This is a genomic window from Phytobacter palmae (assembly GCF_039409775.1).
Lineage (GTDB): Bacteria > Pseudomonadota > Gammaproteobacteria > Enterobacterales > Enterobacteriaceae > Phytobacter > Phytobacter palmae.
The window spans coordinates 57,944-82,796 of the sequence record NZ_JBCIVJ010000003.1 but is presented as its reverse complement, the minus strand read 5'-3'; the positions used below and the strand labels follow the sequence as shown (position 1 = coordinate 82,796).

Sequence of the window (24,853 nt, the reverse complement as noted above, 5' to 3'; positions counted from 1 at the left end):
GGTTATCCTCGTACAACTGTAATGGCTTTATCTGTGACTGATGCAATAATGCCGTCGATACTGGCATGAAGGGGCACCCCCAGTGCACCCTCGGGAACGTCGGCAATACGTTGCCCCCGTGTGACGATTTCACCCTCTTTTACACAGGGAATCGCTGGCACACCAATATGCTGGCGTAGCGGTAATACGACCTGCGAAGGGGTAATGTCGCACTCTTCCAGCGGCGCATCCTGATACCAGTCGTGCAGGCCAAGTTTGGTCACCAGACGCTTGACGGGGATCAGGCGATAGCGCGCCATCTCGTCAGCCTCGCGCAGTGGCCCGTTATAGCGTGCGCCGCTGGCGCGTAATTCAGCTTTAAGCAGACGGTTGATCCTCATCGGTGAGATACCTGTCGGGCAGGCAACGCTTTCGCAGACATTGCATTCAGAACAGGTCAGGGCACTTAGCAGCGTTTGCGGCGTAGCAACATTTTGATAATTGACGGCACGCACCAGAAGGTGAGGTGACAATTCATGGCCTATCAAATGTCTTGGACAGAGATCGGTGCATAACTTGCACTGTTCGCAGACGGTACGGGCGATGGACAGCACGGTACGATCGTCTTGCAGACGGCGTTGAATCAGCGAGTGCGATTTCGGCAGTACCAGCAGGCCGCCTGTGGTTTTTGTCACAGGCGAATCCAGCGATGGCAATAGCCCGCCCATCATCGGACCTCCGTTAATAAAAGCGGGGTGGTCTGATGTGGCACCACCCGCCAGCTCCAGCACTTCCCGTAACGATATACCCAGTGGAACCGTTACGGTCACAGGATGACGTACCGCGCCGTTTACCGTCAGGGTTCTGCGGGTCACGGGATATTGCTGTTCCACGGCACGTGCGATATTGAGGACGGTCTGCACGTTATTGACGACCACCCCAACGGTAACTGGCAGCGCGGCAGGCGGTACACGACGCCCGGTCGCCATCCAGATAGTGATGACTTCATCTCCGGCAGGGTAGACGTCGGGCAGAATATGCAGACGAATCTGCGCAGGTAGCAGTGGGGTAAGTGCGGCAATGGCGGCGCGATATTTTTCTTTGAGCGCAATAATGCCCTCTGTAGCGCCTGTTGCTGTCATGCCATAAAGCACGCCACGCACCAGTCGTGCCGCCTGTTGCGCCATTAATTGCTGATCTACTTTCAGCATCGGTTCGCATTCGGCGGCATTAACCAGAAAAATTTCGACCTGTGCCTGTAGTTTTACATGGGTTGGAAACCCGGCGCCGCCAGCACCGACGACGCCAGCTTCACGAACGCGCTGACGAATGGTCTCAGCCGTTACCGGAGTTAGTTCGCCCCAGGGGGGCGAGAGAAGGGCCGCTTCACTCACAGCAATTCCTCCAGGAGATGTCGAATGTCATCGCCATCAGCGGGGCGAGGTGTAGTTTTGAGCGTGACATCAGCCAGCGCAGCCTGAACCATGACGGGGATCCGCTCACGGAATTTGCCTTTGTCTGCTTTCAGCGCAGTTGTAAGAGTCGGCATCTCACATTGCTGACGAAGCTGCTCGATCTGGCGAATCAGTGAATTAATGGCAACCACTTCATTCGCGCCTGGCGGGCATAAATGGCAGGCTTTTGCCAGCCGGGAATAGCGCTTCGCTGCACGTCTATCACTGGCATTAAAGCGGATGACTGCACCCAGCAGCAGTGCGTTAGCTAACCCATGCGGCAGGTGAAATTGCCCCCCAAGTTGATGGGCGATAGCGTGATTAATGCCTAACCCTGCCTGACTGAATGCCATTCCGGCAAGAGTGGCTGCATTGTGCATTTTGCCACGTGTCGCCAGGCAATCTCCTTTACGTACCGCCGTCGGCAGGTACTGAAACACAAGCTGTGCTGCCTTTTCCGCCATCGCATCGGTAAAATCGCTGGACCTGGGCGATACATAGGCTTCAAGGGCGTGAGTCAGCACATCCATGCCGGTATTCGCCGTGATAGCGGGGGGAACGCTGACGACAAGTGTCGGGTCGAGAATGGCGATATCGGGATAGAGCGCATCATCGAACAAGGGATATTTGATGCCTTTATCGGGATCGCTTATCACGCAGGCGCTGGTCACCTCTGAGCCAGTGCCGCTGGTGGTAGGAATAGCGACACAGGTTTCGATATTGATGCCCTGTTGTTTGCTGAACCAGACGATCGCTTTTGCCGCATCCAGCGCGGAGCCGCCACCGAAACCAATAACCACCTGTGGCTGGAGTGAATGCATCTGCGTTATGCCTTTCACAACCGTGGCGATGGTCGGATCCGGTGTAATGTCGCTAAAGACGCTGACGCGGTTGTCTGTCGGAATCATCTTGCGCAGTATTTCAATAAGTGGTGAGCTGGCAAGAAAACCGTCGCACACAATCCATATATGCTTGTTACGAAAGCGTTTAAGCACCTCAAGGCTTCCTGCTCCGCTGTAGAGTCTCGTTTGCAGCGAAAATCTCTTCATAACGACCTCAATTAGCGAATGGAGAAGCCGTTGGTCAGTACGCAACGGCGTGAACGTGCAAAAGTTTTTGCCGATGTTGTACCTTCGCCGGTTGGTGTTGCGATGGTGAAGGTGGTAAAGCCTTCACCGCCGACGCCAATGCCTGCATAAGACGGTCCGTTTTTCACAAAGATGGAGGTCTGCAGGCTGCGAGCAGCCAGATTTAAGCGGGAGACATTTTGTGAGTGCATCACCGCCGTGTGGTGCAAACCTTCCTCAACCACGAGGGCAAGGGCGAGGGCTGCATCGAAGTCGTTAACCCGAACGACAGGCAGTACGGGCATTAATTGCTCCGCGGTAACCAGCGGGTCGTTGCCTTGTACTTCGGCGATCAACAGGCGCGGGGCTTTGGGCGGCACGCTCAGACCTGCGGCTTGCAGAATGTGTGAAGGACTTTTACCGACCAGTTTTTTGTTGGCCACCCCATCCTGGATACAGACGGCACGAAGTTTGTCGATATCCGCACCGGTAATGCGCAACGCACCAAATGCCTGCATCTGTTGCATCAGGCGGTCTGCAACGCAGTCAACAACAATCAGGCTCTTTTCCGCGATACAGGGCAGGTTGTAATCGAAGGATGCGCCATTGATGATGTCTTCCGCTGCTTTCACCAGATCGGCGGTTTCGTCAACAATACACGGTGGGTTTCCGGCACCGGCGCCGATCACTTTTTTGCCGCTCTTAAGGCCCATCAGAACAATGCCAGGACCACCGGTAATTGCCAGCAGGGCGATTTTGGGATGCGCCATCATCTGCTGGGTGGCTTCGAAAGTGGGCTCGGCTACGGTCACCACCAGGTTGTGAATACCGGTATGGCGGAAAGCGATATCTTCGATCATGCGGATCAGCTTGAGCGAAACCTTTTTCGCACCCGGATGCGGACTGAAATAAACGGTATTTCCTGCTGCCAGCATGCTGATACTGTTGTTAATGATGGTTTCGGTCGGGTTCGTGCTGGGTGCAACGGAACCAATAACGCCAAACGGGGAATATTCGAATAACACCATGCCGCCGTCGCCAGTCAGCGCAGTGGTGGTGAGATCTTCAATACCCGGGGTATTTTCCAGCGCGGCTTTGTTTTTGAGAAACTTATCTTCTTTGTTGCCCATACCGGTTTCTGTGGCGCTCTCTTCCGCCAGTTCGGCCAGATATGCAGCCAGTTCATTGCGAATTCCGGAAATAATGGCGCTACGGGTTTTTAAGGGGCACTGCTGGTAGCGCAGGAAGGCCTGGTGTGCTGCGTTGATAGCCTCATTCGGCGTGCCGAACACTCCTTTTGTGCAGATCTCTTTTTTCTCTGGTGCAGGCGTCAGTTGTTCGCTCAGGATGGTGCGAATCAGGGCTTCAAGTTCGGTCGTATTCATTATTTTTTTCCCATGTTAATCGCCGCAAGTGCGGTCTGAGCAATGTCCATGTCTTGTTCAACGGAACCACCGCTGATACCAAGACCACCAATAATGTTGCCGTCACGCCAGATGGGGAAACCGCCGCCAAACGTGACGACTTTGCCTTCCATGTGCGCATCTAACCCATACAGCGCGCGTCCGGGTTGCACTCCATCAGAAAGTTCATGTGTGGCTGATTTCATCGCGACTGCCGTCCATGCTTTCTTCGGCGCCAGGTCGCTACTGACCAGCAGCGCGTCGGGCATACGCCAGGTCAGCATGCCGATGCCGTGGGCGTCCACGACGCTTATCACCACCGGCACGTTAAGGTCGCCAGCACGCTTCATTGCCGCTTTTGCAAGCTGATGAAGATCATGAAATGAAAGTGACATTGCGGTGGCTTTCGCCGGTATGACTTGCGCCGCAGCGCGATAGCGCATCGCGACTTCGTGAATCACTTTTTCCTGGTGCGCCTGGTGATCTTCCAGGCGCGCCAGTGCATATAAGCAGTCGGAAAGGCGGTTGATATAGCGCATCAGCACCTGACGGACGTTTACTTGTTCACTCAACTCCACCAGTCGACGTTCGGCTTTGCGGGCCAGTGTCCGGGCAACATGCAAGCGGGCAGCTGCTTCGCAGCGTCCTGGCAGCACAAAACTGTGTACGTTGTCGACCTGAGACATCGCCTTATCTATTGCCTGCTCCAGAGCGGCAATATCTTCGGCGCTGACATAGCGCTGTTTTGGCGAGGGTGTTTCGCTTTCGCTCGCCAGTTCGGCGCTAAACCAGAAAATCTGCTGTTGCACCGCTTCCAGAAATGGCTTGCTGGCAGGGACTTGCACGGCGCACGCACAGAGGCTCAACTGGGAGTTGAGTTCATCCAGCGTGCCGTATGCCTCGACGCGTGGATGCGTTTTGCTGACGCGCTGGCCGCTAAACAGGGCTGTAGTGCCAGCGTCGCCAGTGCGGGTATAAATGGCCATCATTCCTCCTTAGCGCGACAGGGTGTCGACAATGCCCACTACTGCCAAATCAATGGCTTCGTTCGGTCCGGAAAAAACATGCCTCGCACTGGACCCACTGCTGAGCAGAACCAGTTCGCCGACACCTGCACCAACGGAATCGACGGCCACTTCATCACCCTGTAATGGGTTGACAGGAAGTTCGCCGTCTGCCGAAACCCGCCGGACCAGCAGCAGTTTTTTGCCCACCAGAGAAGCCGATTTTTGTGTCGATACCACCGAGCCAGTTACCCTTGCGAGATGCATGCTTTACTCCTGCTTCACGAGTCGTATGTATTGCGAAATTACCGCGTCGCGGGCCAGCGCCGTGATGACCGTTTTACGGGAGATAGCAAGCCAGCATGCATTGAGGCCCGCGACATCGCGGTAACTCAATACTTTTTCCTGATGGATTACCACCTTGCTTCCTTGCTCATCCATAAACGTCACAGGCAGTTTTGCCAGCGTTTTCAGGGGCAGGCAGGGCAGCAGCCTGCTGTTTAATGTAATGCTCACGGACAAGCCCAACGCCAGAGCTTCAAACAGATGTGCAACGGCAGTGTTGTCCTGGTCGCCGTCTGCCAGCGCCCCCAGAAAACACAGATCGGTTTGTTGTACGCAGAGCGCGTCATGGTTCAGAAAAAACTTCATCACAGAGGCATGACGCAGCTCTTCCTGGCTGAGCGTGAGGGTGTTGCCCTGCCTGGCCTGCAGGCGGGTAACGATCCGCTCGACAATGTGCGCTAACTGTTCGCTGTTCATGCGCGTGGTACCAGACGAGCGCGAGCGCCAGGTTCATCTGCGCCACAGGCATTCGCTTCATCGGTATCGATATGCATTTCGAGAAGCAAACCCGGCGCCACGCGGATGGCGACATCATCAAAAATCACCCGGCGCCCGGTGCCTTCAATTGCAATGCAGACGTTATCGCCATGGGAAACGCGCAGAACCAGAGCGTCCAGCGGCGACATATGAATGTGCCGTTGTGCGACGATGACGCCGTTGGGTAAGTCGATTTCCGCATACGGACTCACCAGCCTGATGCCTGGTGTATCCGCCAGATTGCCGGACATCCGCAGCGGGGCGGCGATACCCAACGTACGGGCGTCCGTACGAGAAATCTCGACCTGGCTGGCGCCGCGTAGCGGGCCAAGCAGGCGCACATTTTTTAGTTGCCCTTTTGGTCCTGCCAGCGTGACGGTCTGCTCCGCCGCAAAATAACCGGGTTGCAGCAACGCTTTTTTAACCGTCACCGTCTGACCTGGAAATAACCGCTCGAAATCCTCAGGTGAAAGATGGATATGTCGGTTCGATATACCCAGAGGAATGGGACGCGTACGCATCTCATCCAGAACCCGGGTGACCACATTTTCGACTAACTGTTTATCCATGTTTATTCCCCTCGCTTACCGCTATGAATACACAGCGAGCGCGGCTCTCCCTTCTGACGTGGGCACGCCGGGTCAAGGCAGAGGTTGCAGGTCACCCGGTGAATCGTCGCCGGTTCGGAAGCGGCGAACGTTTCTTCATGTAGTGCCAGCGCGTTCTCAATGCTCTGAGACGGGGTTTCCGCTGTTGTTGTTAACACAGGAGGTGCTTTAGGGATGACTGCAAGCTTTGGCGCAGAGGCCAGAATTCCCTCCGCTGGCCGCGCAATGACTTTTTGTGCCACCAACCCGTTACGTGTTTGCGCAAAGTTGGCGCCAGTGATGATGGCCGATTGAACAGAGGCCACATCGCCGGCGACTTTGATTACCGTCCAGCCAGAGCCATTGGTCTTTTCCATACCCAGCAGCGTGATGGAAGCGGCTTTCGCCATAACATCCGCGCAACTGATAGCCAGCGCCAGACCGCTAACTTCAAGTAATCCGAGTGATTGCTTCACGCTGTGCTCCTTTATCTGCCAGTCAGGCTGATTTCGGTAAAATGGCTTCGACGTCGCTGTGCGGACGCGGGATTACGTGACAAGATTTCACTTCACCCACCGCGCTGGCTGCCGCAGCGCCTGCGTCAACGGCGGCTTTCACTGCACCCACGTCACCGCGCACCATGACTGTGACCAGACCCGAACCAATTTTTTCGTAACCTACCAGTTGCACGTTGGCGGATTTCACCATGGCATCGGCGGCTTCGATTGCACCCACCAGACCTTTTGTTTCAACCAGTCCCAATGCGTTGTTCATACTGCGTTTCTCCTGTTTATGGATAAAAGTGGTTACCGGAACGGTATCCCCTTCACCAGTCTGGCGGCGTTATTACCTGCCTTGCGCCGGGACTGGAGGTCTTCATGAAGCATCAGCGTAAAAAGCGGCGCTGATGCGGGTAAATTTCGGTAATGGATAACCAGTTGCTGGCTATCGCAGGCGATACCAACCAGTAGCGCCGATTGGTTCGCCGCCTGCCAGGCATGGGCGACGACATCAAGCCCGGCTGCCTGTTGCCAGCGCCAGGGAATGCCTTCTTCTTCAATTCCCCACAGCACTTCCTGCCACTGCGGCTGGCACTCTGAGAGCGCCGTGATAACGATGACCGGGCTGTCCTGGTTAACGACCATTGGTATGTTCCTTTTGCCAGGAGAGGATCAGTCCCGTTGCCACTGCGTTTCGTGGGCCTTCGACGCCCCGGATATTTCCCCGTCCGGCCACCAGTCGGTAATGGGCAAGGGCATCAGTGACGAGCTGCGGTATTTCGAAATCGAGCGAGGAGCCGCCAACCAACACTACGAATGGAATATCGCGAATGTTTCCGGTTGGACTTACCTGGCGTAGTGCGCGCAGGGCATTGGTGACAAAGACGCGCTCTTTGGCGCTGCGGCGAATAAGGCGCACTTTTTCCAGCACCAGGTCTCCAGGCAGCGGTACCAGTTCATCGGGTTTCACGACGCATACGCGGGCAAATACTGCGGGTGGAAGAGGGGCAGGGAAAAATTGCACGTTGCCGTCTTCATGACGCAGGTGAAAAAGGCTTTCGACTTTCGCCAGCGGGTACTTTTTGATTTCCTCCGCAAGGTAGCGATCCTCCAGTCCCAGTTCGCGAGCGATGATCATCGTCACCATGTCTCCGGCTCCGGCCAGATGGGTGGCGGTAATTTGCCCCTGCGGCGTAATAATAGAGGCGTCAGTCGAGCCGGCTCCAAGATCAAGAATGGCCAGCGGCCTCGATGTGCCCGGCGTGGTGAGGGCTCCAAAGATGGCGGCTTCTGCTTCTGCACCACCCACCTGCACATCAACGTGTAGCTTTTGCTCGATTTCGCGGGCGATCATGGCCATTTGCAGGCGGTCTGATTTGACCATAGAGGCGATGCCAACGGCTTGTTCGAGTGAGAATTCACCCGCCAGCCCCCCTGTTACGTTGACCGGTACGGCGGTATCGACAGCGAGTAGATCCTGGATAAATACATCGCTGCTGGGTTTATTAGTGAGTTCTGCCATGGTCTGGCGAACATGTTCCAGCATGCCGCCAATATTGGTACCAGCCTCGCCGGTGACGTTATCCAGCCTGGGGCACTCATTCACTGCTTTCATGATGGCATCGGCCCCGTTGGCAACGTCGACCTTCAGCGTTCTGCCCTGGGTTATAAGCTCAATGTTCCCTGCGGGGATCGAGCGGGCTTTTACATCACCAGAAGGGGTTTTCACGACGACAGCGGAACGGTTGCCAATCAGCGCCCTGGCAACGGGCACGATGTTGCGTGTCTCATCGGCGCTCAGGGAAAAGACAGTCGCGATGCCGTAAGGGTTAGAGAGACTTTCGATAACTTTTCCAGGCATCGCCACTTCGACGGCAGCGAGCATCCCCATCGGAATGCGCTCGATGTAAAGCACTTCGTCAACAATGGGGACAGGGCGCTCAAGACGGTTATTGACCAGTACGCCATCGTCGCGCTGCAATATGATGCCGTTAATGTGATAGCCGACTTGCGTTGAGGCATTAACCATGCGCGCAACATCGGAAAAATCGAATGCAGCGGAAACAACCAGAATATAAGGTTGATCCGCTGGACGGGTCAGAAGCTCTTCCGGCGTGATAGTGATACCTACCCCCAGCCCGATGCCGCCGGGTGTTTTGGGGTTATGGCCTATCATTGTTGATTCAGTGATGATGGTTTCCGTGATGGTTTCCATCGCCACATCACCGATTACCGGTGTTGCTTCGTTAATACGTATAAGCGAGATATCGCTGACAGAGATACCCACACTGGCGACAACTTTGTTCAGCGCTTCCTGAATGCCGAATACATTGCGCAGCGTGCCTTTAATACCCGTCGTTTCCGCAAGCGAACTGCTCACAATATTCAGTGCGCCAGTTTCATCCATGGTGGCCAGTGCCACCTCGGTTGACGAGTTACCAATATCAATGCCAGCTATATAACGCATAAGTCATCCCTGTGTTTAATCGTCGCCTTTGAGTTTCTTCCGTTCGACGTAAAGCGCTGCCGCTTCACGTACAAACGCTGCGCAAATTTTTGCCTTATAGTGGCTTTCCAGGTCCTCTGCGATATCCAGCAACTCTTGCTTCGTTGAACGGTAGGGACGCAGTGCGTTGTAAATCTCAAGGATGCGATCATCTGGTACGGCGGTCAGTTCCGCCGCCCGCTCGAAGTTCATAGCCAGTCGGTCACGTCCTGCATCTTTGGCGATCGATGCCTGGATACGCAGGGTTTCCGGGGTGATTCGCATATCCTGTGCGGTAATTTTCCCGTCCAGCACGCTCTCCAGCGTTAGCTCATCGAGGGTTTTATTGGTGGATGTTTTCACCCACTCCGGATGTTTGTTCGCCAGCGGGTAATCGCTAACTTTGGCCTGATGCGTGGTGCTGCCTGATGGCGCGGTTGATGCCATTACCGGGGTTGCTCCCTGCAGGCTATTCATGCGGCTCAGCACATCACGAACCATCGATTCAATTGCGTCAGAATTCATGGTGTTGTCCTTTTAAAGCGCAACGCGCAGCTCTTGCGGGTTTTTCCCGGTCACGACGTACTTGGTCTCTTTGATATGCAGAATGGCGGACTTGGCCTGATATTTCGGCCGTGCCATCTGATCGTTCAGAGTCGGTACGGGTTGCGGCGATTCGCGTTTCGCGTATTGCGCTGCGTTTTTGCCAATCTGACGGTAGGTTTCCAGCGTCAGCAGTGGTGCCTGCGGGAAAAGTTCCAGGTTGGAAAGCGGCGGCAATCCCTTCTGATGAATGACCGTTGTGCCTTTTGACTGAATACCCACGGAGATACCCGAGCCGCTAAGGCGGTTGCCTTCCACGGCGACGAACGCCACGTCAGACGATTTGAAGCAGCGAATCACACGCGCTTTCACGCCTTCTTCTTCAATACCGGCAATGACTTCACGCAGGATGCTCTTGTGCGGCAAACCGACGATATTCACGGTTTGCGAAAGACCGAAAGCTGGGCCAACGGCGATGATCACTTCATCTTGTTGAGTGCCGGGTTTCGCTTCGCCAATTTCCGTCAGAAAGCCGCCTTCAGCCGTTGCTGCGGTTTTTACCGCACTACCAGGTTGGGCGCTAAACGAGACTTTTTTATCGCTGGTTTGCATCTCTGCCAGTACATCTTCGATGATCTGGCGCAGCAATTTTTCGTTGATTTCCATCATTCACCCCTTAGCCCAATTCGTTCGGATCGAGTGCGCCCGGGATGTTTTTGATCTCTTCCCAGCGTTCACCTTGCAGGCGATAACCTGTTGCCGGACCGGCATAGTCGTTCACATCGTTTACCGCAGAGAGCACCAGCCCGTCGCCGACGATGATGGCGGAGGTATGCAGGTAGTCACCCGTCAGTTTGGCTTTTTGAATATTCAGCATGTCTTGTGCGACATCTTTAAAGCCGCCCTGGGCGAGGGCTTTTACCACTTCGAGACCGTTACGGTTCTTGTTGATGATTTCCTGAGCGAATTTGATGTCTTCGACGATATTGCGCTCTGGCATATCTTTTGAGCCGTGGGCGTATGTTGCCGCTTCCACTTCTTCGTCAGTGATAGGTGGTAATCCCATACCGGCGAAGACGGCCTGCAAAGCGCGAGCCGCTTTGTTGCGAATGGCGATAACATCTTCTTCACGCACCGGGCGTAAACCGCCATCAACTTTGAGGTCGCGCTGGATAACGTTGTAATCGTCAAAGTCTTCCGCATCTTCGTTGGAACCGGCGAACATATTGTCGTAGTTCGGCACAGCGGAATAACCGGAGGAGATAAAATCGGTGCCCGGCAAAAATTGCATCAGCAAACGGGCGGTACGACGCATATCCGAATGGGTAAACGTCTGGTCATTACTGGACGCGCACTCCAGATCCAGAGCGGCACAAATCAGGTTTTCGGCAAGGATAGCGCGAATACCTGACGGCACGGCAGAAGGTACCCCCACACAGCTTACCGATCCGTTTTGCAGACCCTGAACACCGGCGGCTTTGGTGATGTAAATGCAGCGTGCTTCCAGGTAAAGCATGGATTTGCCTTCGGCATAACCCATCTGAACTTCTGACCCTGAACCGGAGGTAAAGCGCATTTTCAGGCCGCGCGATGCATAGGATGAGGCCAGGAAGCCTTTTGACCATGGCGTATCGTCGCCATCGGTAAACACAGGCTCAGTACCATAAACAGAGATGGTTTCCGCATAGCAGGTGTGGCCGAGCATACCCAGTTTCAGTTCGGTTGCTTCTTCCAGCGAACATTGTGTTAATACGCCAGGACGACCAACCTGTGAACCGACCAACAGTGCGATGGCATTGAAAGGGGCATAACGGGCGACCGCGACGGTGGTTTCCTGTTCGTCAAATCCGCGGAACGCGCCTTCTGCAGCATCGGCGGCAATTTGTACCGGGTTGTCTTTGACGTTAGTGACGTGTGCCTGCTGTGATGGGGTGCGACGTGCGCGCATTTTCTGCATCGACATCATCATTTCCACCACATTCATATGTGACACCACTTCGACGATTTTTGCCGGGGTCATTGCAGTGGTGAGCGGCACAATGTCGCTGCGCTTAACGTTAGGATCGCAAAGCATATTGGCGAGTTTGACAGAGTCCATTGCCATAACTTCTTCCGCGCGATCCAGGTTGATACCGTAGCGGGCAATAAAGTGGTCTATCAGGTCAAATTTACTGGCAGGTTTACCGTCCAGTTCAGTAACCACGCCGTCGACAATACGAATGGAGGGTTTAGGATCGTTCGGGCTTTCCATTGCGATAAAGCCTTCTTCAATCCACTCCTTCACAAAGCCGTCCTGGTTAACAGGGCGTTTCGCCAGCGCTTCAAATCGTTTCGATCTCATGAAACAGCCTCTCTGTTATCAGATATAAGACGGGCGGTCGTTTTTCGGCTCAGAACCCATTGTGCCCAGCACGGTTTTACCGATCTCACGGGCCGAAATGACGGCCTGACGCACGGCGCCGGAATCGCCGGAAATGATCAAAATGGCTTCGTTGCTGTAGCTGGTGCCTTTTGCCGGTGAGCTATAGGCCACCACTTCCACATTGGCGGATTTCAGCGCTGTATCGGCCATTAACACCCCGACGGAGGCCGGTGCGCCAACGATCACGCCACAGGCACGGCCAACCGGTGCACCAAAGGCTTTCTCCAGCGCGTAGCTGGCACGAGCGGTGTATTGCATTTCAATGTGACCTGCTTCGTTGGCATAAACATCGCCGAAGGTACGATCGAGTTCTTTTAGCGCAACCTCGACGGCACGTTTGACGTCGGAGACATCATTGCCACCGAAGAGGATCAGTGAGCCATGGCCTGCTCCCCCTTTGGTATCACGCGGTAATTCAATGCTGATCACTTCGGTGTTGGTTGCCTTGACGGCTTCATCTGCCGCCATGATGTGCGGGCCTGCGCCAGTACGTGCGCCGAGAATGCCGATTGAGCGGTAGCGTTTTTCCAGCTTCATCGCATCAAGCAACGCGCTATCGACGTTTGCAATCACCAGACCGACGGTGTCGCCGATCGCCGTACCAACAAATTCCGTTAAACTGCAGCTTTTTTCTGCCATAGCCGTCTCTCGTTTGGGATGGATTACAGTGGGGGAAATCGCGGGTGTCGGTGATGACACTTTGGCGATCACCTGAGCCATGATCTGTTCCACCAGGTCATTGCTACTCATTGGCTAATTCCCTTAGGTAGGATTTTTTCAACATCAGTGTGCGGACGCGGAATGACGTGTACGGCTTTCACTTCACCCACCTGAGCGGCTGCGGCAGCACCTGCATCCGTTGCTGCTTTCACGGCGCCAACATCGCCGCGAACAATGACTGTCACCAGGCCAGAACCTATTTTCTCGTAGCCCACTAACATGACATTGGCGGATTTCACCATCGCATCTGCGGCTTCAATTGCGGCCGTTAAACCTTTGGTTTCCACCATTCCTAATGCTTCTTGTTGCATAAAGACCTCGATAAGGTTGTCCCGATTTTTGGACTATACAAATAAGCGAGGAAAAAGAATGGCTGTCCTGAAATTACATTCGAAACTTCCTGGTTTAATTAAAACAAATAATTGTCAGACTTGTGATTATCTTTTTGATTTATATAATTATTTTAATGTTCTTGTTATAGCAAAATATTGCTATTCAAATTTCATATTTACATTTTTGATAGTGACTTTATAAATATGTTGTGATATTTGCGCGTGCGAAATAATTCTGTGAGCAATGCTGTAAAACGACACAGGAAAAATAACAATAATTTGTTATTTCAATTAGGCGGATAATAGCCAATGAAATAGGGCGCAGCCCGATATTCAATTAACCTGAATGGCAAAATATTGTTATTAAGAAGCGATTTTTTTGGCATTTTTACTCTGAGGTTGCCAACACTTTTCAGCATCGTATTTCTATAGTGACCGGCGTTGTACTCTGCTGCCAGCTTCAGGCGTGCTGGTGTGAATGTGACCCAACCAGGAAGATGACATATGAATGATTCACTTAAGGCGCAATGTATTGCCGAGTTTTTAGGCACAGGCCTGTTTATGTTTTTTGGGATCGGATGCCTGTGCGCCATGAAAATTGCCGGTGTGACGCTTGGATGGTGGGAAATTTGCATCATCTGGGGGCTGGGCATTTCCCTGGCTGTCTATCTCACCGCAGGAGTGTCTGGAGCGCATCTTAACCCTGTGGTTACCATTGCGTTATGGCTTTTCGCCTGTTTTCCCGTGCGTAAAGTCGTGCCCTACATTATTGCGCAAATAGCCGGTGCGTGCGGTGGCGCGGCAATGGTCTATCTGCTCTACCATAATGTGTTTGTCGAATATGAAACCGCGCATAATCTGGTGCGGGGAAGCGCAGAGAGCTTGCAACTGGCGGGCCTGTTTACTACATATGCGGCTCCGGCATTAAGTATCTGGCAGGCTGCTCTGGTGGAAATCGTGATTACTTCCATCTTTATGTGCATGATCATGGCGTTAACGGATGATGGTAACGGCGTACCGCGTGGCCCACTGGCTCCGCTGTTGATTGGTATCCTGGTCGCGGTCATCGGTGCTTCTTTAGGGCCGCTAACCGGCTTCGCCATGAATCCGGCCCGCGACTTCGGTCCGAAAATTTTCTTGTTCCTGGCGGGCTGGGGCACAATCGCCTTTACGGGCGGGCGCGAAATCCCTTATTTCCTGGTACCGATGTTCGCCACTGTTATCGGGGGATGCGCGGGGGCTGCCTGCTATCGTTATCTGATTGGTAAAAATCTGCCCTGCAATGCGTGCAAACTTGAGGAAAGTGAAAACTGAAGCATATTCAGAATAGCCTGATGCAATAAATGCCAGTGTGAAATTATTTCGTGATCTGCTTTCACGAACGCACTTAATCGTCTCCCTGGGAAGGGAGACTTTTGTTATCTTGAATTCAACCTATGGTCATTCAATGTTATTTATAGTTATTTAATATGAATGATGTGTAAACAAAATAGGTTTGTTTATAACAATAAATTAAAATTAACTGAGAGGTTTTATCATGATTTCTGCGAGTGCACTAAACTCCGAACTCATTAATAAAATCGCCCAGGATTTTGCACAAGCCACCGGTCTGGCCGTTGTTGTCGTTAATATCCACGGCGAAGAAATTTCCGAGCTTTTCAACTTCACCCCGTTTTGCCAGTTGATGCGTCAGAACCCGCAGCACAGCGCACGGTGTCGTATGAGCGATCGTTGTGGCGGCTTCGAAGCCTCTAAATCCAACCAACCCTGTATCTACCGTTGTCACGCCGGACTTACCGACTTTTCTATTCCTCTGGTCATTGCCGGGCACCTGGTCGGGTTTGTACTGTGTGGGCAGGTGCGTTTGCGCGAAGGCGATAATGTTGAACTCATTAATATTCTTAATATTGATGATCGCTGGCAGGCGGATCAGAAATTAATGGATGAGTTTCTGAATGTACCAGAGATGGATTACTCCCGGGTTATCGCATCGGCAGATCTGCTTAAGCTGATTGTCGAAAATTGTCTTAAAAAACAGCTCAACTTTGTTGTCATCAAAGATCAGCAACAGGCGCAGGAGACGGGGCGAACGAGTCGAAATCAGGGGCCTCATGACAGCAAGATGAAAAAGGCGTTGCGCTATATTGACGCCCATCTCTCGGATGAGTTGCGCCTGGAAGATGTTGCGGCGCATGTTTATCTCAGCCCGTACTATTTCAGTAAACTGTTCAAAAAATATCAGGGAATTGGCTTTAATGCCTGGGTGAATCGCCAGCGTATGGCCAGTGCTCGTGAAATGCTTTGCCACAGTGACTGGAGTATCGCCAGCATCGCCCGTAATTTAGGTTTTTCTCAAACGAGCTATTTTTGCAAAGTATTTCGCCAGACATACCAGGTGACGCCGCAAGTTTTTCGCCTGCAGAATAATGCAAACTATGACGGCGATTAAATTTCCGATAACAATATTTTGTTATTTGCCAAATCAATAAAATTGCCTGGAAGGCCGTCGAAATAAGAGATTCAAGTAAAGGCTGAACAATAAATTGTTATAGCGCAACAAATTATTGCCCCTGCAGGGATAAACTGAACCAGTTTTTATTTCCCTGATGCGATAGATTGCAGTCAGGAGCAAAATCACTTTTCAGCAATATGCTGTATCAGTGAAACGAACAATGAAGCCAACAGGTTTGCCGCAAATTATCGCGGCTGGGAAGGGGGTGAGAATCCCCCGCAGCCCCCGCTGCTGTGATGCTGACGACCCCGTAATCACCACTGATCGCAAGATTGGGAAGGACGGGCGAGGACGACGCTAAGCCAGAAGACCGACCTGATGGTTACTCTCAACAACTTCGGTGGGAAGTCAGTTGCTCAGACGCGTACAGTCATTGACTGGAATCACGCACAGCCTGACACAGCCTTTCCACCCTGAACGGGGTCTTAAGGTATGTCTGACGGGCGTCGCGCCTTTATCCTTGCCGGTACCGGAAGTGGCTGTGGTAAAACCACCGTTACTCTTGGCTTGCTGAGCGTTTTACAGCAGCGCGGTATGCGGGTACAGCCATTTAAAGTCGGCCCGGACTATCTCGATACCGCCTGGCATACCGCCGTAACGGGCGTTGAGTCCCGCAACCTTGACAGCTTTATGCTCCCCGCCCCGACGCTGAATGCCTTGTTTAATCAACAAATGGGCGACGCGGATATCGCCGTGATTGAAGGTGTTATGGGCCTGTACGATGGTTATGGCACTGACCCCAATTATTGCAGCAGCGCCGCACTGGCAAAACAGCTTGGCGTACCGGTCATTTTGCTGGTCGATGGAAAAGCGGTGTCGACCTCTATCGCCGCTACGGTAATGGGTTTTCAACATTTCGACCCGGCACTCAATATCGCGGGTGTTATTGTTAACCGCGTCAATAGCGACAGCCATTACCAGTTGCTCAGGCATGCTATCGAACACTATTGCGGCATTCCTGCGCTGGGCTATGTGCCTGTCACGTCCGGGGTGACGCTACCGGAACGTCATCTGGGGCTGGTCACTGCACGTGAATCTGTCATCGATTCCCGACCCTGGCGTGATTTTGCCGGGTGTATCGCGCAAACACTGAATATCGATACGTTGCTTTCCCTGAGCACACTCCCGTCTTTACCGCAGGGGCAATGGCCCGCCTTACCTCTATGTGGCGAAGGGGAGGGGCTAACGCTCGCACTGGCTGATGATGAGGCATTCAACTTTTATTATCCCGATAACATAGAGTTGCTACGCAGTGCGGGTGTGAAGATTGTGCGTTTTAGCCCACTGCATGACGCTGAATTGCCCGAATGTCAGATGCTCTGGCTTGGTGGCGGTTACCCGGAACTCCACGCCCGCGCCCTTTCTGCGAATACATCCATGCTCGAAGCTATCCGTTCGGCGCACCGGCGCGGTGTGGCGATTTATGCCGAGTGCGGTGGCCTGATGTATCTCGGCTCTACGCTGCGCGATGACGCGGGCGATATTCATTCAATGGTGGGGGTGATACCCGGCCACAGCGAGATGGGAAAAGGCCTGACCCGCTTTGGTTACTGCGAAGCGACTGCCAGCCAGCCCACGCTACTTGCCGATGAAGGCGAGACGTTGCGTGGACATGAATTCCACTACTCTGATTTCAACCCTGAGCAGGATGCGGTCATGCAGTGCCGGAAAATCCGGGATGGCAAGATCTTATCCCAGTGGCAGGGAGGCTGGCAGGTGGGCAACACCTACGCCAGCTATTTGCATATCCATTTTGCCCAACGTCCGACCATGCTGAGCCGCTGGATAGCCGCCGCAAGGAGCGCGCTATGACGATCCTTGCCTGGTGTGCCGCCTGGCTTCTTGACCGCTGGCTGGGTGACCCTCCGCACTGGCCGCATCCGGTCCGCTGGATTGGCGCGCTGATCACGCAGACCCAGCGAGTCGTTCGCCGGGTCTGTCATTCGGATAGTGCTTTGCGTATCGGTGGTGGAGTGATGTGGGTGGTAGTCGTGGGGGCCACCTGGGGCGCGGCATACGGTGTGCTGACTCTCGCGCAAGCAATCCATCCGTGGCTCGGCTGGTGTGTGGAGGTGTGGATGATTTACACCTTGCTGGCGGCGCGTTGTCTGGCTGATGCGGCACGGGAAGTCGAGCAGGCCTTACGCCACGGCACGCTTGCTCAAAGCCGGGAAAAACTCTCCTGGATTGTCGGGCGCGACACCTCGCAACTACAGCCGCCGCAGATCACCCGGGCGGTCGTGGAAACCGTGGCAGAAAACACCGTGGATGGCGTTATTGCTCCGTTGTTCTTTTTATTGCTGGGCGGCGCGCCGCTGGCGATGGCCTACAAGGCTGTGAATACCCTCGATTCGATGGTGGGCTACAAACACGAAAAATATCGTGCCATTGGCATGGTGAGCGCGCGTATTGATGACGTGGCCAATTTTATCCCGGCACGCCTTAGCTGGCTGTTGTTAAGCGTTGCCGCCTGGCTTTGCCGGCTGAACCCGGCACGCGCGTTTCGCATCGGCTGGCGTGATAGACGTAATCACAGCAGTCCCAACTGCGCCTGGCCGGAGGGCACCGTTGCAGGGGCGCTTGGTGTGCAGCTTGGCGGGCCAAATGATTACTTTGGCCAGCGCGTCGAAAAACCCTTGATTGGCGATGAGACCCGCGCCATCACTGTTGACGATATTTCGCAAACCATCCGCCTTATGTGGGTAGCCTCCACCCTTGCACTGGCCGTATTTGCGCTTACGCATGTTACGCTGGCAGGAGCAGCAATCTGATGAAAACTATGGATTATTTACAGCAACCTCAGGCCATTGAAGACAAAAGTTTTGTCATTATTGGCGACATCATTCGCGAAACCCGGCCTGACTACCGTTTTGCCAGCCCTCTGCAAGAAGCCATCATCAAACGAGTGATTCACACGACCGCCGATTTCGACTGGCTGGATATCCTGTGGTTTTCTCCGCACGCGCTGGAAAGCCTCGGCCAGGCAATACACAGCGGCTGCACGCTTTACACTGACACAACGATGGCCCTTTCCGGAATCAACAAAACTCTGCTGGCAAAATTTGGCGGTGAGGTGAAGTGCTATATCAGTGACCCTCGCGTGGTGCGTAAAGCGAAAGAGGCGGGGATCACTCGCTCAATGGCGGCAGTGGATCTGGCGCTCAGCGAAGAGGGCGACAAAATCTTCGTTTTTGGTAATGCCCCCACCGCGCTCTTCCGCTTACTGGAACAAAACCCCCGCGTGCGCGGCGTAGTTGGCGTCCCGGTCGGCTTTGTCGGCGCGGCGGAATCGAAAGATGCGCTGGTGGAAAGTGGGCTACCGGGGATTGCCGCGCTGGGACGCAAAGGTGGCAGCAATGTAGCGGCGGCTATCATTAACGCCTTTTTGTATTTTATGCGGGAGGCGTAATGAGCGAAGAGACGTTCGACGCTCCGGTGTGGCACAACGGCAAAGCGCTACGCAAAGGCTATACCACCGGATCCTGCGCGACAGCGGCGGCGAAGGTTGCGGCGCTGATGGTCCTGCGCCAGCACATCATTCATCAGGTGTCGATTGTCACACCCTCCGGCGTCACGCTGCGCCTTAACGTTGAATCTCCGCATATTGAAGGTCAGCAGGGTATAGCCGCTATCCGCAAAGACGGTGGCGATGATGTCGATGCCACGCACGGCATGTTGATTTTTGCTCGCGTTACGCTGAATGAAGGCGGAGAGATTGTGCTGTCTGGTGGTGAAGGTGTGGGCACGGTGACGCGCAAAGGCATTGGCCTGCCGGTCGGCAGCGCTGCCATTAACCGTACGCCGCGGCAGACTATAGAAGCTGCCGTACGCGAAGTGATCGGCCCTTCGCGCGGCGCCGAAGTGGAAATCTTCGCACCGGAAGGGGAAGAACGGGCGCAAAAAACCTACAACAGCAGGCTGGGTATTCTGGGCGGGATTTCGATTATCGGTACCACTGGTATTGTCACGCCAATGTCTGAAGAGAGCTGGAAACGCTCACTTTCCCTGGAACTGGAAATCAAACACGAAGCCGGGCTGGAACGAGTGGTGCTGGTGCCTGGCAACCACGGGGAGCGCTTTGTCCGCGAACAGATGGGACTTTCCGGCAATATCGTGGTCACCATGAGCAATTTCGTGGGCTATATGGTTGAAGAGGCCGTTCGCCTGGGTTATCGGCAAATTGTGCTGATTGGTCATCCAGGTAAGCTGGTAAAAATTGCCGCCGGGATCTTCCACACCCATAGCCATATTGCCGATGCACGCATGGAAACACTGGTGGCGCATCTGGCGCTGCTCGGCGCCCCGCATGACTTACTGCTCAAAGTGAGCGAATGTGACACCACCGAAGCGGCGATGGAGCACATCGATGCGGCGGGATTCGATCATCTCTACAACCATCTGGCGCAGCGTATCTGTCAACGTGTCATGCAGAACCTGCGCTTTACCAAAAATCCCCCTCAGTGCGACGCCATCATGTTTTCGTTTGATAACCAAATCCTCGGCGCGAACCGCCCGTTCCGGGACATTGTGGAGGATTTGCAATGCTAACCGTCGCAGGAATGGGGCCTGCCTCACTGGCCTTAATGACGCCAATGGCGCTGGATACCGTCGCGCAGGCGGATGTCCTGATTGGTGGCAAACGCCATCTCGAACAGTTTCCTGATTTTGCCGGCGAACGTCGCGTGCTGGATGCTGACATCCCCGGATTAATCCGCTGGATTGCGCAGCGGATGCATCAGCGCGTGGTGGTGCTTGCCTCCGGTGACCCGCTGTTTTACGGCATTGGCAAACGGCTGGTGGCCGAGTTCGGCATTGAAGAGGTGCGCATTATTCCGGGCATCAGCGCCGTGCAGTATCTGTGCGCGAAGACCGGTATCGATATGAATGATATCTGGCTTACCAGCTCCCACGGGCGCGACGTAGATTTTGACGCGCTGGCCCGTTCCCCTAAAACCGCAATGGTGACCGATGTCCGCTGTGGGCCGCGGGAAATTGCCGCTGCCCTGGTGGCACGCGGTGCGGGTGAGCGCTGGCTGGTGATTGGCGAAAATCTGGCGATGGAAAACGAACATATTCACTGGCTGCTCGCCCGTGACGTCCATGCGCAGTATGAGATGAATGTTGTGGTGATCCTCAATGAAAGATGAACTGTTTTTACGCGGTGAAAATGTGCCGATGACCAAAGAAGTGGTCCGTGCGCTGGCGCTCTCACGCCTGAACTTATCCGGCGCGCGTCATCTTATTGATATTGGCGCAGGCACGGGCAGCGTCTCCATTGAGGCTGCCCTCTGCCACCCGCAATTGCAGGTGACGGCCATTGAGCGTAATCCGGCGGCGCTGGGGCTGCTGGAAGAGAACTGCCAGCACTTTGGCTGTCGCAATATCACCATTGTCCCGGGCGTGGCGCCGTTATTTATAGGCCAGCCCGCCGACGCGGTTTTTATGGGCGGCAGCGGTGGCAATCTTATTCAACTTATTGACTGGTCTTTGGCCCAACTGATCCCCGGTGGACGCCTGGTGATGACCTTTATCCTGCAGGAGAACCTCAGCAGTGCGCTGAGCCACCTCGCTGCTTGCCAGGTCGCCATGCTGGACTGCCAGCAAATTCAGGTTTCGCTTCTTCATGCGTTGGGCAGCGGCCACTACTTCAAACCGAATAACCCTGTTTTTGTGATTTCCTGCGAGAAGGAAGAGTCTCATGGCTGAACAATTTGATGCGCAAACCGTCTGGTTTGTCGGTGCTGGCCCCGGTGACCGCGAGCTGATCACCCTGAAAGGATACCGCCTGTTGCAGCAGGCACAGGTCGTTATTTACGCGGGCTCACTCATTAATACCGATCTGCTCGAATACTGCTCACCGGGCGCAGAGTGTCACGACAGTGCCGAACTGCACCTTGAACAGATTATCGACCTGATGGAGGCCGGTGTAAAAGCAGGAAAAGTAGTGGTGCGTCTGCAAACCGGTGATGTCTCCCTTTATGGCTCAGTGCGTGAACAAGGGGAAGTGCTGACTGAACGCGGTATTCAATGGAAGGTCGTTCCCGGCGTGAGTGCCTTTCTTGGGGCGGCTGCGGAACTGGGCGTGGAATATACCGTGCCGGAAGTGTCGCAGAGCCTGATTATTACCCGCCTGGAAGGTCGTACCCCGGTTCCGCCGCTGGAACAGCTGGAATCCTTTGCCAGCCACCAGACCTCAATGGCGATTTATCTCTCAGTACAGCGCATTAATCGGGTGGCGGAGCGCCTGATCGAAGGCGGTTATCCGGCAGCCACGCCCGTGGCGGTGATTTATAAAGCCACCTGGCCGGAAAGCCAGACGGTGCGCGGAACCCTTGAGGACATTGCTGACAAAGTTCGCGATGCCGGTATTCGTAAAACCGCACTGATCCTCGTTGGATCGTTCCTTGGCGAGGAGTACCACTACTCACGTCTTTATGCCGCGGATTTTAGCCATGAATACCGTAAAGCCTGAATCTATCGCTCTGTTCTGTCTGACGCCCGGCGGTGTTGCTCTGGCGAACCGGTTGAAAGGAGCACTGCCCATGACCTGCTATACCAGCGAGAAATTGCTGGAAGAGGGTTTTGTGGCTTTCGACGGCGGTTTTGCCCGGTCACTGCGCGATGCTTTCACACAGCACTCGGCGTTGGTGTTTATCGGCGCGACGGGGATTGCCGTACGGGTACTGGCCCCGCTGGTAAATGACAAATTCAGCGACCCGGCGGTGATCGTTATCGATGAACGTGGACAGCACGTCATCAGCCTGCTTTCCGGCCATTTCGGTGGGGCAAATGCGCTGGCTCGTTATCTGGCCGGCATCCTTGGTGCGGACCCGGTGATCACCACAGCAACGGATGTCAACGAACTGGCGGCGCTCGATACGCTGGCCTGCCAGCTGGATGCGCGCATGGAGGATCTGCGCGGAGCGGTAAAGACAATCAACCACTGGCTGGTCAGCGGCGAACGCATCGGCCTGTGGTGTGAAGACGCATTGCGCAATGACGTTGAACGCTGCGACACGCGTGGGTTTATTCCGGTGGCCTCTCTCGACGATATGCCTGCGTTGACGGCGCTGATTTGCGTGACCGTGCAGTCTGAACTGCCCGAACTGGCGGTGCCGGTCTACAAGCTGGTTCCCCGTCGTGTAGTGGCGGGCATTGGCTGTCGTCGCGATACCCCGTTTGCAGTGGTGTCAGGGCTGCTTAAGCAACAGTTGCAGGCATACGCTTTCGACCCCCTGGCACTGCGCGCCATAGGCAGCATCACCCTGAAAGAGCATGAGAAAGCGCTCACGCAACTGGCAGAAAGCCTGCATGTGCCGTTTGAAATCTTTACCGCTGATGCCCTGCGTCAGCATGAGCATCGTTTCCCTGCCTCTGACTTTGTGCGTCAGGCCACCGGCGTGGGAAGCGTATCCGGCCCCGCAGCCTGGCTGATGAGTCGTGGGCAACTGATTGGCGAGACTCTGCGTGAGCAGGGCGTCACTATTACTTTGGGAGTTTCACACTGATGTTAACTGTTATCGGGATTGGCCCTGGCTCACAGGCAATGATGACCATGGAGGCGACAGAAGCCTTGCAGGCTGCGGAGATCGTGGTGGGATACAAAACCTATACCCATCTGGTGAAAGCGTTCACGGGCGATAAGCAGGTGATCAAAACCGGCATGTGCAAAGAGATTGAGCGCTGCCAGGCGGCGATTGAACTGGCGCAGGCCGGGCATAACGTGGCGCTTATCAGCAGCGGCGATGCTGGCATTTACGGCATGGCGGGGCTGGTTCTTGAACTGGTTAGTAAGCAGAAACTGGACGTGGAAGTGCGTCTGATCCCCGGTATGACCGCCAGTATTGCGGCGGCGGCGCTGCTCGGCGCACCGCTGATGCATGACTTCTGTCATATCAGCCTGAGCGACTTACTGACCCCGTGGCCGGTCATTGAAAAACGTATTGTCGCCGCCGGGGAAGCTGACTTTGTTATCTGCTTCTACAACCCGCGTAGCCGAGGCCGCGAAGGGCACCTTGCGCGCGCATTTGAACTGCTGGCGGCCAGCAAAAGCCCGCAAACGCCGGTGGGGATTGTGAAATCCGCCGGACGTAAAAAAGAAGAGAAGTGGCTAACCACTCTCGGCGAGATGGATTTTGAACCGGTCGACATGACAAGCCTGGTCATTGTCGGCAACAAAGCAACCTACGTGGCGGACGGCTTGATGATCACACCGCGAGGCTACGAGTTGTGAGGCCAGGCGACGTACTGGTCATTGGCGGCACCAGCGATGCGCGGGCCATTTGCCAGCGACTCGACGCAGCCGGGGTGTGTTACACCCTGTCGGTGGCAACCCCCACCGGACAGCATCTGGCGGGAGATATCCGCGGCGAGGTGCGCTGCGGTCGGATGGAACCTGACGCCATGCTGCGCTGGCTTAACGATAACCAGACCCGCTGGGTGGTGGATGCGTCACACCCCTATGCCGAGGTGGTCAGTCAGAACATCGCCGCGGCCTGTCGGCGGGCAAACGTGCTGCTAAGCCGTTATCAGCGCCCGGAACAACTACCGGAGCTGGAACATCCACTTTTGTACAAGGTCGCCTCGATTGACGAAGCCTGCAAAGTCGCACACGGACTTGGACAGCGCGTGTTGTTGACGACCGGCAGCAAAGACCTGGCGCGATGGCGCGCGGGGCTTGCCGGGAAGACCTTGCTGGCGCGGGTGCTGCCCGTTGCTGATGTAATGACGCAGTGCGTTGAAAACGGTTTTGGCGTTGGCGAGATCTACGCCATGTGCGGGCCGTTTAGCGCAGAGTTCAATGCCGCCTTTTACCGTCAGTGCCGTGCGGATGTGATGATTACCAAAGCCTCCGGTGCGGAAGGCGGGTATCAGGAAAAAGTTCAGCCATGTCTGGACGCGGGGATCCCCTGCATTGTTATTACGCGCCCGCAGCCAGCGGTTTCGGGTGAGGAGCTACTGGAAAGCCTGGATGCGTTTTCGCAGCGACTGCTGCGCTGGCTTGCCACACAGTGAGGAAAGGA

At 54.7% G+C, this 24,853-nt stretch carries 28 protein-coding genes and 1 riboswitch; of the genes, 12 read left to right on the top strand and 16 right to left on the bottom strand.

Annotated elements, in window-relative coordinates; genetic code table 11:
- Nucleotides 1-2: 2 nt before the first annotated feature.
- Genes AAIG39_RS05635 through pduA form a run of 16 tightly spaced genes read right to left on the bottom strand, consistent with a single transcriptional unit; the run spans nucleotide 3 to nucleotide 13,297 of the window.
- Complete coding sequence (locus tag AAIG39_RS05635; RefSeq protein ID WP_343193370.1) at nucleotides 3-1,373, bottom strand: 4Fe-4S dicluster domain-containing protein; 1,371 nt, start codon at nucleotides 1,371-1,373, stop codon at nucleotides 3-5.
- The gene (locus tag AAIG39_RS05630; protein ID WP_343193369.1) at nucleotides 1,370-2,482 is read right to left on the bottom strand and encodes a 1-propanol dehydrogenase PduQ; all 1,113 of its coding nucleotides are present in this window, start codon (nucleotides 2,480-2,482) and stop codon (nucleotides 1,370-1,372) included. Before AAIG39_RS05630 ends, AAIG39_RS05635 begins: the two co-directional genes overlap by 4 nt.
- Before the next feature lie 11 nt (nucleotides 2,483-2,493).
- Complete coding sequence (gene pduP / locus AAIG39_RS05625; protein WP_090087447.1) at nucleotides 2,494-3,885, bottom strand: CoA-acylating propionaldehyde dehydrogenase PduP; 1,392 nt, start codon at nucleotides 3,883-3,885, stop codon at nucleotides 2,494-2,496.
- Complete coding sequence (gene pduO / locus AAIG39_RS05620; RefSeq protein WP_343193368.1) at nucleotides 3,885-4,889, bottom strand: two-domain cob(I)yrinic acid a,c-diamide adenosyltransferase PduO; 1,005 nt, start codon at nucleotides 4,887-4,889, stop codon at nucleotides 3,885-3,887. The genes pduP and pduO overlap by 1 nt, the downstream gene beginning before the upstream one ends.
- 9 nt (nucleotides 4,890-4,898) lie before the next feature.
- Complete coding sequence (locus tag AAIG39_RS05615) at nucleotides 4,899-5,174, bottom strand: EutN/CcmL family microcompartment protein (RefSeq protein ID WP_090087441.1); 276 nt, start codon at nucleotides 5,172-5,174, stop codon at nucleotides 4,899-4,901.
- 3 nt (nucleotides 5,175-5,177) lie between these two features.
- Complete coding sequence (pduM, locus tag AAIG39_RS05610; protein ID WP_249569415.1) at nucleotides 5,178-5,669, bottom strand: microcompartment protein PduM; 492 nt, start codon at nucleotides 5,667-5,669, stop codon at nucleotides 5,178-5,180.
- On the bottom strand, nucleotides 5,666-6,298 hold the full coding sequence (locus tag AAIG39_RS05605) for a phosphate propanoyltransferase (protein ID WP_343193367.1): 633 nt from the start codon (nucleotides 6,296-6,298) through the stop codon (nucleotides 5,666-5,668). Before AAIG39_RS05605 ends, pduM begins: the two co-directional genes overlap by 4 nt.
- 2 nt (nucleotides 6,299-6,300) lie before the next feature.
- Nucleotides 6,301-6,792 carry a BMC domain-containing protein gene (locus tag AAIG39_RS05600; protein WP_090087433.1) on the bottom strand — a complete coding sequence of 164 codons (492 nt, stop codon included), beginning with the start codon at nucleotides 6,790-6,792 and terminating at the stop codon, nucleotides 6,301-6,303.
- Between the two features lie 22 nt (nucleotides 6,793-6,814).
- Nucleotides 6,815-7,090 (bottom strand): propanediol utilization microcompartment protein PduJ, encoded by a 276-nt coding sequence (gene pduJ / locus AAIG39_RS05595; RefSeq protein ID WP_041851911.1) that lies wholly within the window; start codon nucleotides 7,088-7,090, stop codon nucleotides 6,815-6,817.
- A gap of 32 nt (nucleotides 7,091-7,122) precedes the next feature.
- Entirely contained in the window at nucleotides 7,123-7,461 is a 339-nt protein-coding gene (locus AAIG39_RS05590; RefSeq protein WP_343193366.1) for a glycerol dehydratase reactivase beta/small subunit family protein, read from the bottom strand.
- Nucleotides 7,451-9,283 (bottom strand): diol dehydratase reactivase subunit alpha, encoded by a 1,833-nt coding sequence (locus AAIG39_RS05585; protein ID WP_343193365.1) that lies wholly within the window; start codon nucleotides 9,281-9,283, stop codon nucleotides 7,451-7,453. Before AAIG39_RS05585 ends, AAIG39_RS05590 begins: the two co-directional genes overlap by 11 nt.
- Before the next feature lie 15 nt (nucleotides 9,284-9,298).
- A complete protein-coding gene (gene pduE, locus AAIG39_RS05580) occupies nucleotides 9,299-9,826 on the bottom strand; it encodes a propanediol dehydratase small subunit PduE (RefSeq protein WP_343193364.1) in 528 nt (175 codons plus the stop codon).
- 12 nt (nucleotides 9,827-9,838) lie between these two features.
- A complete protein-coding gene (locus AAIG39_RS05575; protein ID WP_343193460.1) occupies nucleotides 9,839-10,510 on the bottom strand; it encodes a propanediol/glycerol family dehydratase medium subunit in 672 nt (223 codons plus the stop codon).
- A 10-nt stretch (nucleotides 10,511-10,520) separates the two neighbouring features.
- Nucleotides 10,521-12,185, bottom strand: coding sequence for a propanediol dehydratase large subunit PduC (pduC, locus tag AAIG39_RS05570; RefSeq protein WP_041851906.1), 1,665 nt, complete (start codon nucleotides 12,183-12,185; stop codon nucleotides 10,521-10,523).
- 18 nt (nucleotides 12,186-12,203) lie between these two features.
- Complete coding sequence (gene pduB / locus AAIG39_RS05565) at nucleotides 12,204-13,016, bottom strand: propanediol utilization microcompartment protein PduB (RefSeq protein ID WP_343193363.1); 813 nt, start codon at nucleotides 13,014-13,016, stop codon at nucleotides 12,204-12,206.
- Nucleotides 13,013-13,297, bottom strand: a complete 285-nt coding sequence (pduA, locus tag AAIG39_RS05560) for a propanediol utilization microcompartment protein PduA (protein WP_041851904.1) — start codon at nucleotides 13,295-13,297, stop codon at nucleotides 13,013-13,015. Before pduA ends, pduB begins: the two co-directional genes overlap by 4 nt.
- A gap of 525 nt (nucleotides 13,298-13,822) precedes the next feature.
- Between pduA and AAIG39_RS05555 the strand changes: the two genes are divergently transcribed.
- From AAIG39_RS05555 to AAIG39_RS05500, 12 genes are all read left to right on the top strand, one after another.
- Complete coding sequence (locus AAIG39_RS05555) at nucleotides 13,823-14,632, top strand: MIP/aquaporin family protein (RefSeq protein WP_343193362.1); 810 nt, start codon at nucleotides 13,823-13,825, stop codon at nucleotides 14,630-14,632.
- A gap of 223 nt (nucleotides 14,633-14,855) precedes the next feature.
- Complete coding sequence (pocR, locus tag AAIG39_RS05550; RefSeq protein ID WP_090087413.1) at nucleotides 14,856-15,767, top strand: transcriptional regulator PocR; 912 nt, start codon at nucleotides 14,856-14,858, stop codon at nucleotides 15,765-15,767.
- Between the two features lie 217 nt (nucleotides 15,768-15,984).
- Nucleotides 15,985-16,163, top strand: a riboswitch (cobalamin riboswitch).
- A gap of 99 nt (nucleotides 16,164-16,262) precedes the next feature.
- Entirely contained in the window at nucleotides 16,263-17,642 is a 1,380-nt protein-coding gene (locus AAIG39_RS05545) for a cobyrinic acid a,c-diamide synthase CobB (protein ID WP_343193361.1), read from the top strand.
- Nucleotides 17,639-18,601, top strand: coding sequence for an adenosylcobinamide-phosphate synthase CbiB (gene cbiB, locus AAIG39_RS05540; RefSeq protein ID WP_343193360.1), 963 nt, complete (start codon nucleotides 17,639-17,641; stop codon nucleotides 18,599-18,601). Before AAIG39_RS05545 ends, cbiB begins: the two co-directional genes overlap by 4 nt.
- A gap of 8 nt (nucleotides 18,602-18,609) precedes the next feature.
- A complete protein-coding gene (locus AAIG39_RS05535; protein WP_343193459.1) occupies nucleotides 18,610-19,239 on the top strand; it encodes a cobalt-precorrin-8 methylmutase in 630 nt (209 codons plus the stop codon).
- Complete coding sequence (cbiD, locus tag AAIG39_RS05530; protein WP_343193359.1) at nucleotides 19,239-20,378, top strand: cobalt-precorrin-5B (C(1))-methyltransferase CbiD; 1,140 nt, start codon at nucleotides 19,239-19,241, stop codon at nucleotides 20,376-20,378. The genes AAIG39_RS05535 and cbiD overlap by 1 nt, the downstream gene beginning before the upstream one ends.
- Nucleotides 20,372-20,977, top strand: coding sequence for a precorrin-6y C5,15-methyltransferase (decarboxylating) subunit CbiE (gene cbiE / locus AAIG39_RS05525; protein ID WP_090087400.1), 606 nt, complete (start codon nucleotides 20,372-20,374; stop codon nucleotides 20,975-20,977). The genes cbiD and cbiE overlap by 7 nt, the downstream gene beginning before the upstream one ends.
- Nucleotides 20,967-21,536, top strand: coding sequence for a decarboxylating cobalt-precorrin-6B (C(15))-methyltransferase (locus AAIG39_RS05520; RefSeq protein ID WP_343193358.1), 570 nt, complete (start codon nucleotides 20,967-20,969; stop codon nucleotides 21,534-21,536). The genes cbiE and AAIG39_RS05520 overlap by 11 nt, the downstream gene beginning before the upstream one ends.
- Nucleotides 21,529-22,302, top strand: a complete 774-nt coding sequence (locus tag AAIG39_RS05515; RefSeq protein ID WP_343193357.1) for a cobalt-precorrin-4 methyltransferase — start codon at nucleotides 21,529-21,531, stop codon at nucleotides 22,300-22,302. Before AAIG39_RS05520 ends, AAIG39_RS05515 begins: the two co-directional genes overlap by 8 nt.
- Nucleotides 22,283-23,338 (top strand): cobalt-precorrin 5A hydrolase, encoded by a 1,056-nt coding sequence (gene cbiG, locus AAIG39_RS05510; RefSeq protein ID WP_343193356.1) that lies wholly within the window; start codon nucleotides 22,283-22,285, stop codon nucleotides 23,336-23,338. Before AAIG39_RS05515 ends, cbiG begins: the two co-directional genes overlap by 20 nt.
- A complete protein-coding gene (locus AAIG39_RS05505; protein ID WP_090087388.1) occupies nucleotides 23,338-24,063 on the top strand; it encodes a precorrin-3B C(17)-methyltransferase in 726 nt (241 codons plus the stop codon). The genes cbiG and AAIG39_RS05505 overlap by 1 nt, the downstream gene beginning before the upstream one ends.
- Nucleotides 24,060-24,845, top strand: coding sequence for a cobalt-precorrin-6A reductase (locus tag AAIG39_RS05500; protein WP_090087385.1), 786 nt, complete (start codon nucleotides 24,060-24,062; stop codon nucleotides 24,843-24,845). The genes AAIG39_RS05505 and AAIG39_RS05500 overlap by 4 nt, the downstream gene beginning before the upstream one ends.
- Nucleotides 24,846-24,853 lie beyond the last annotated feature (8 nt).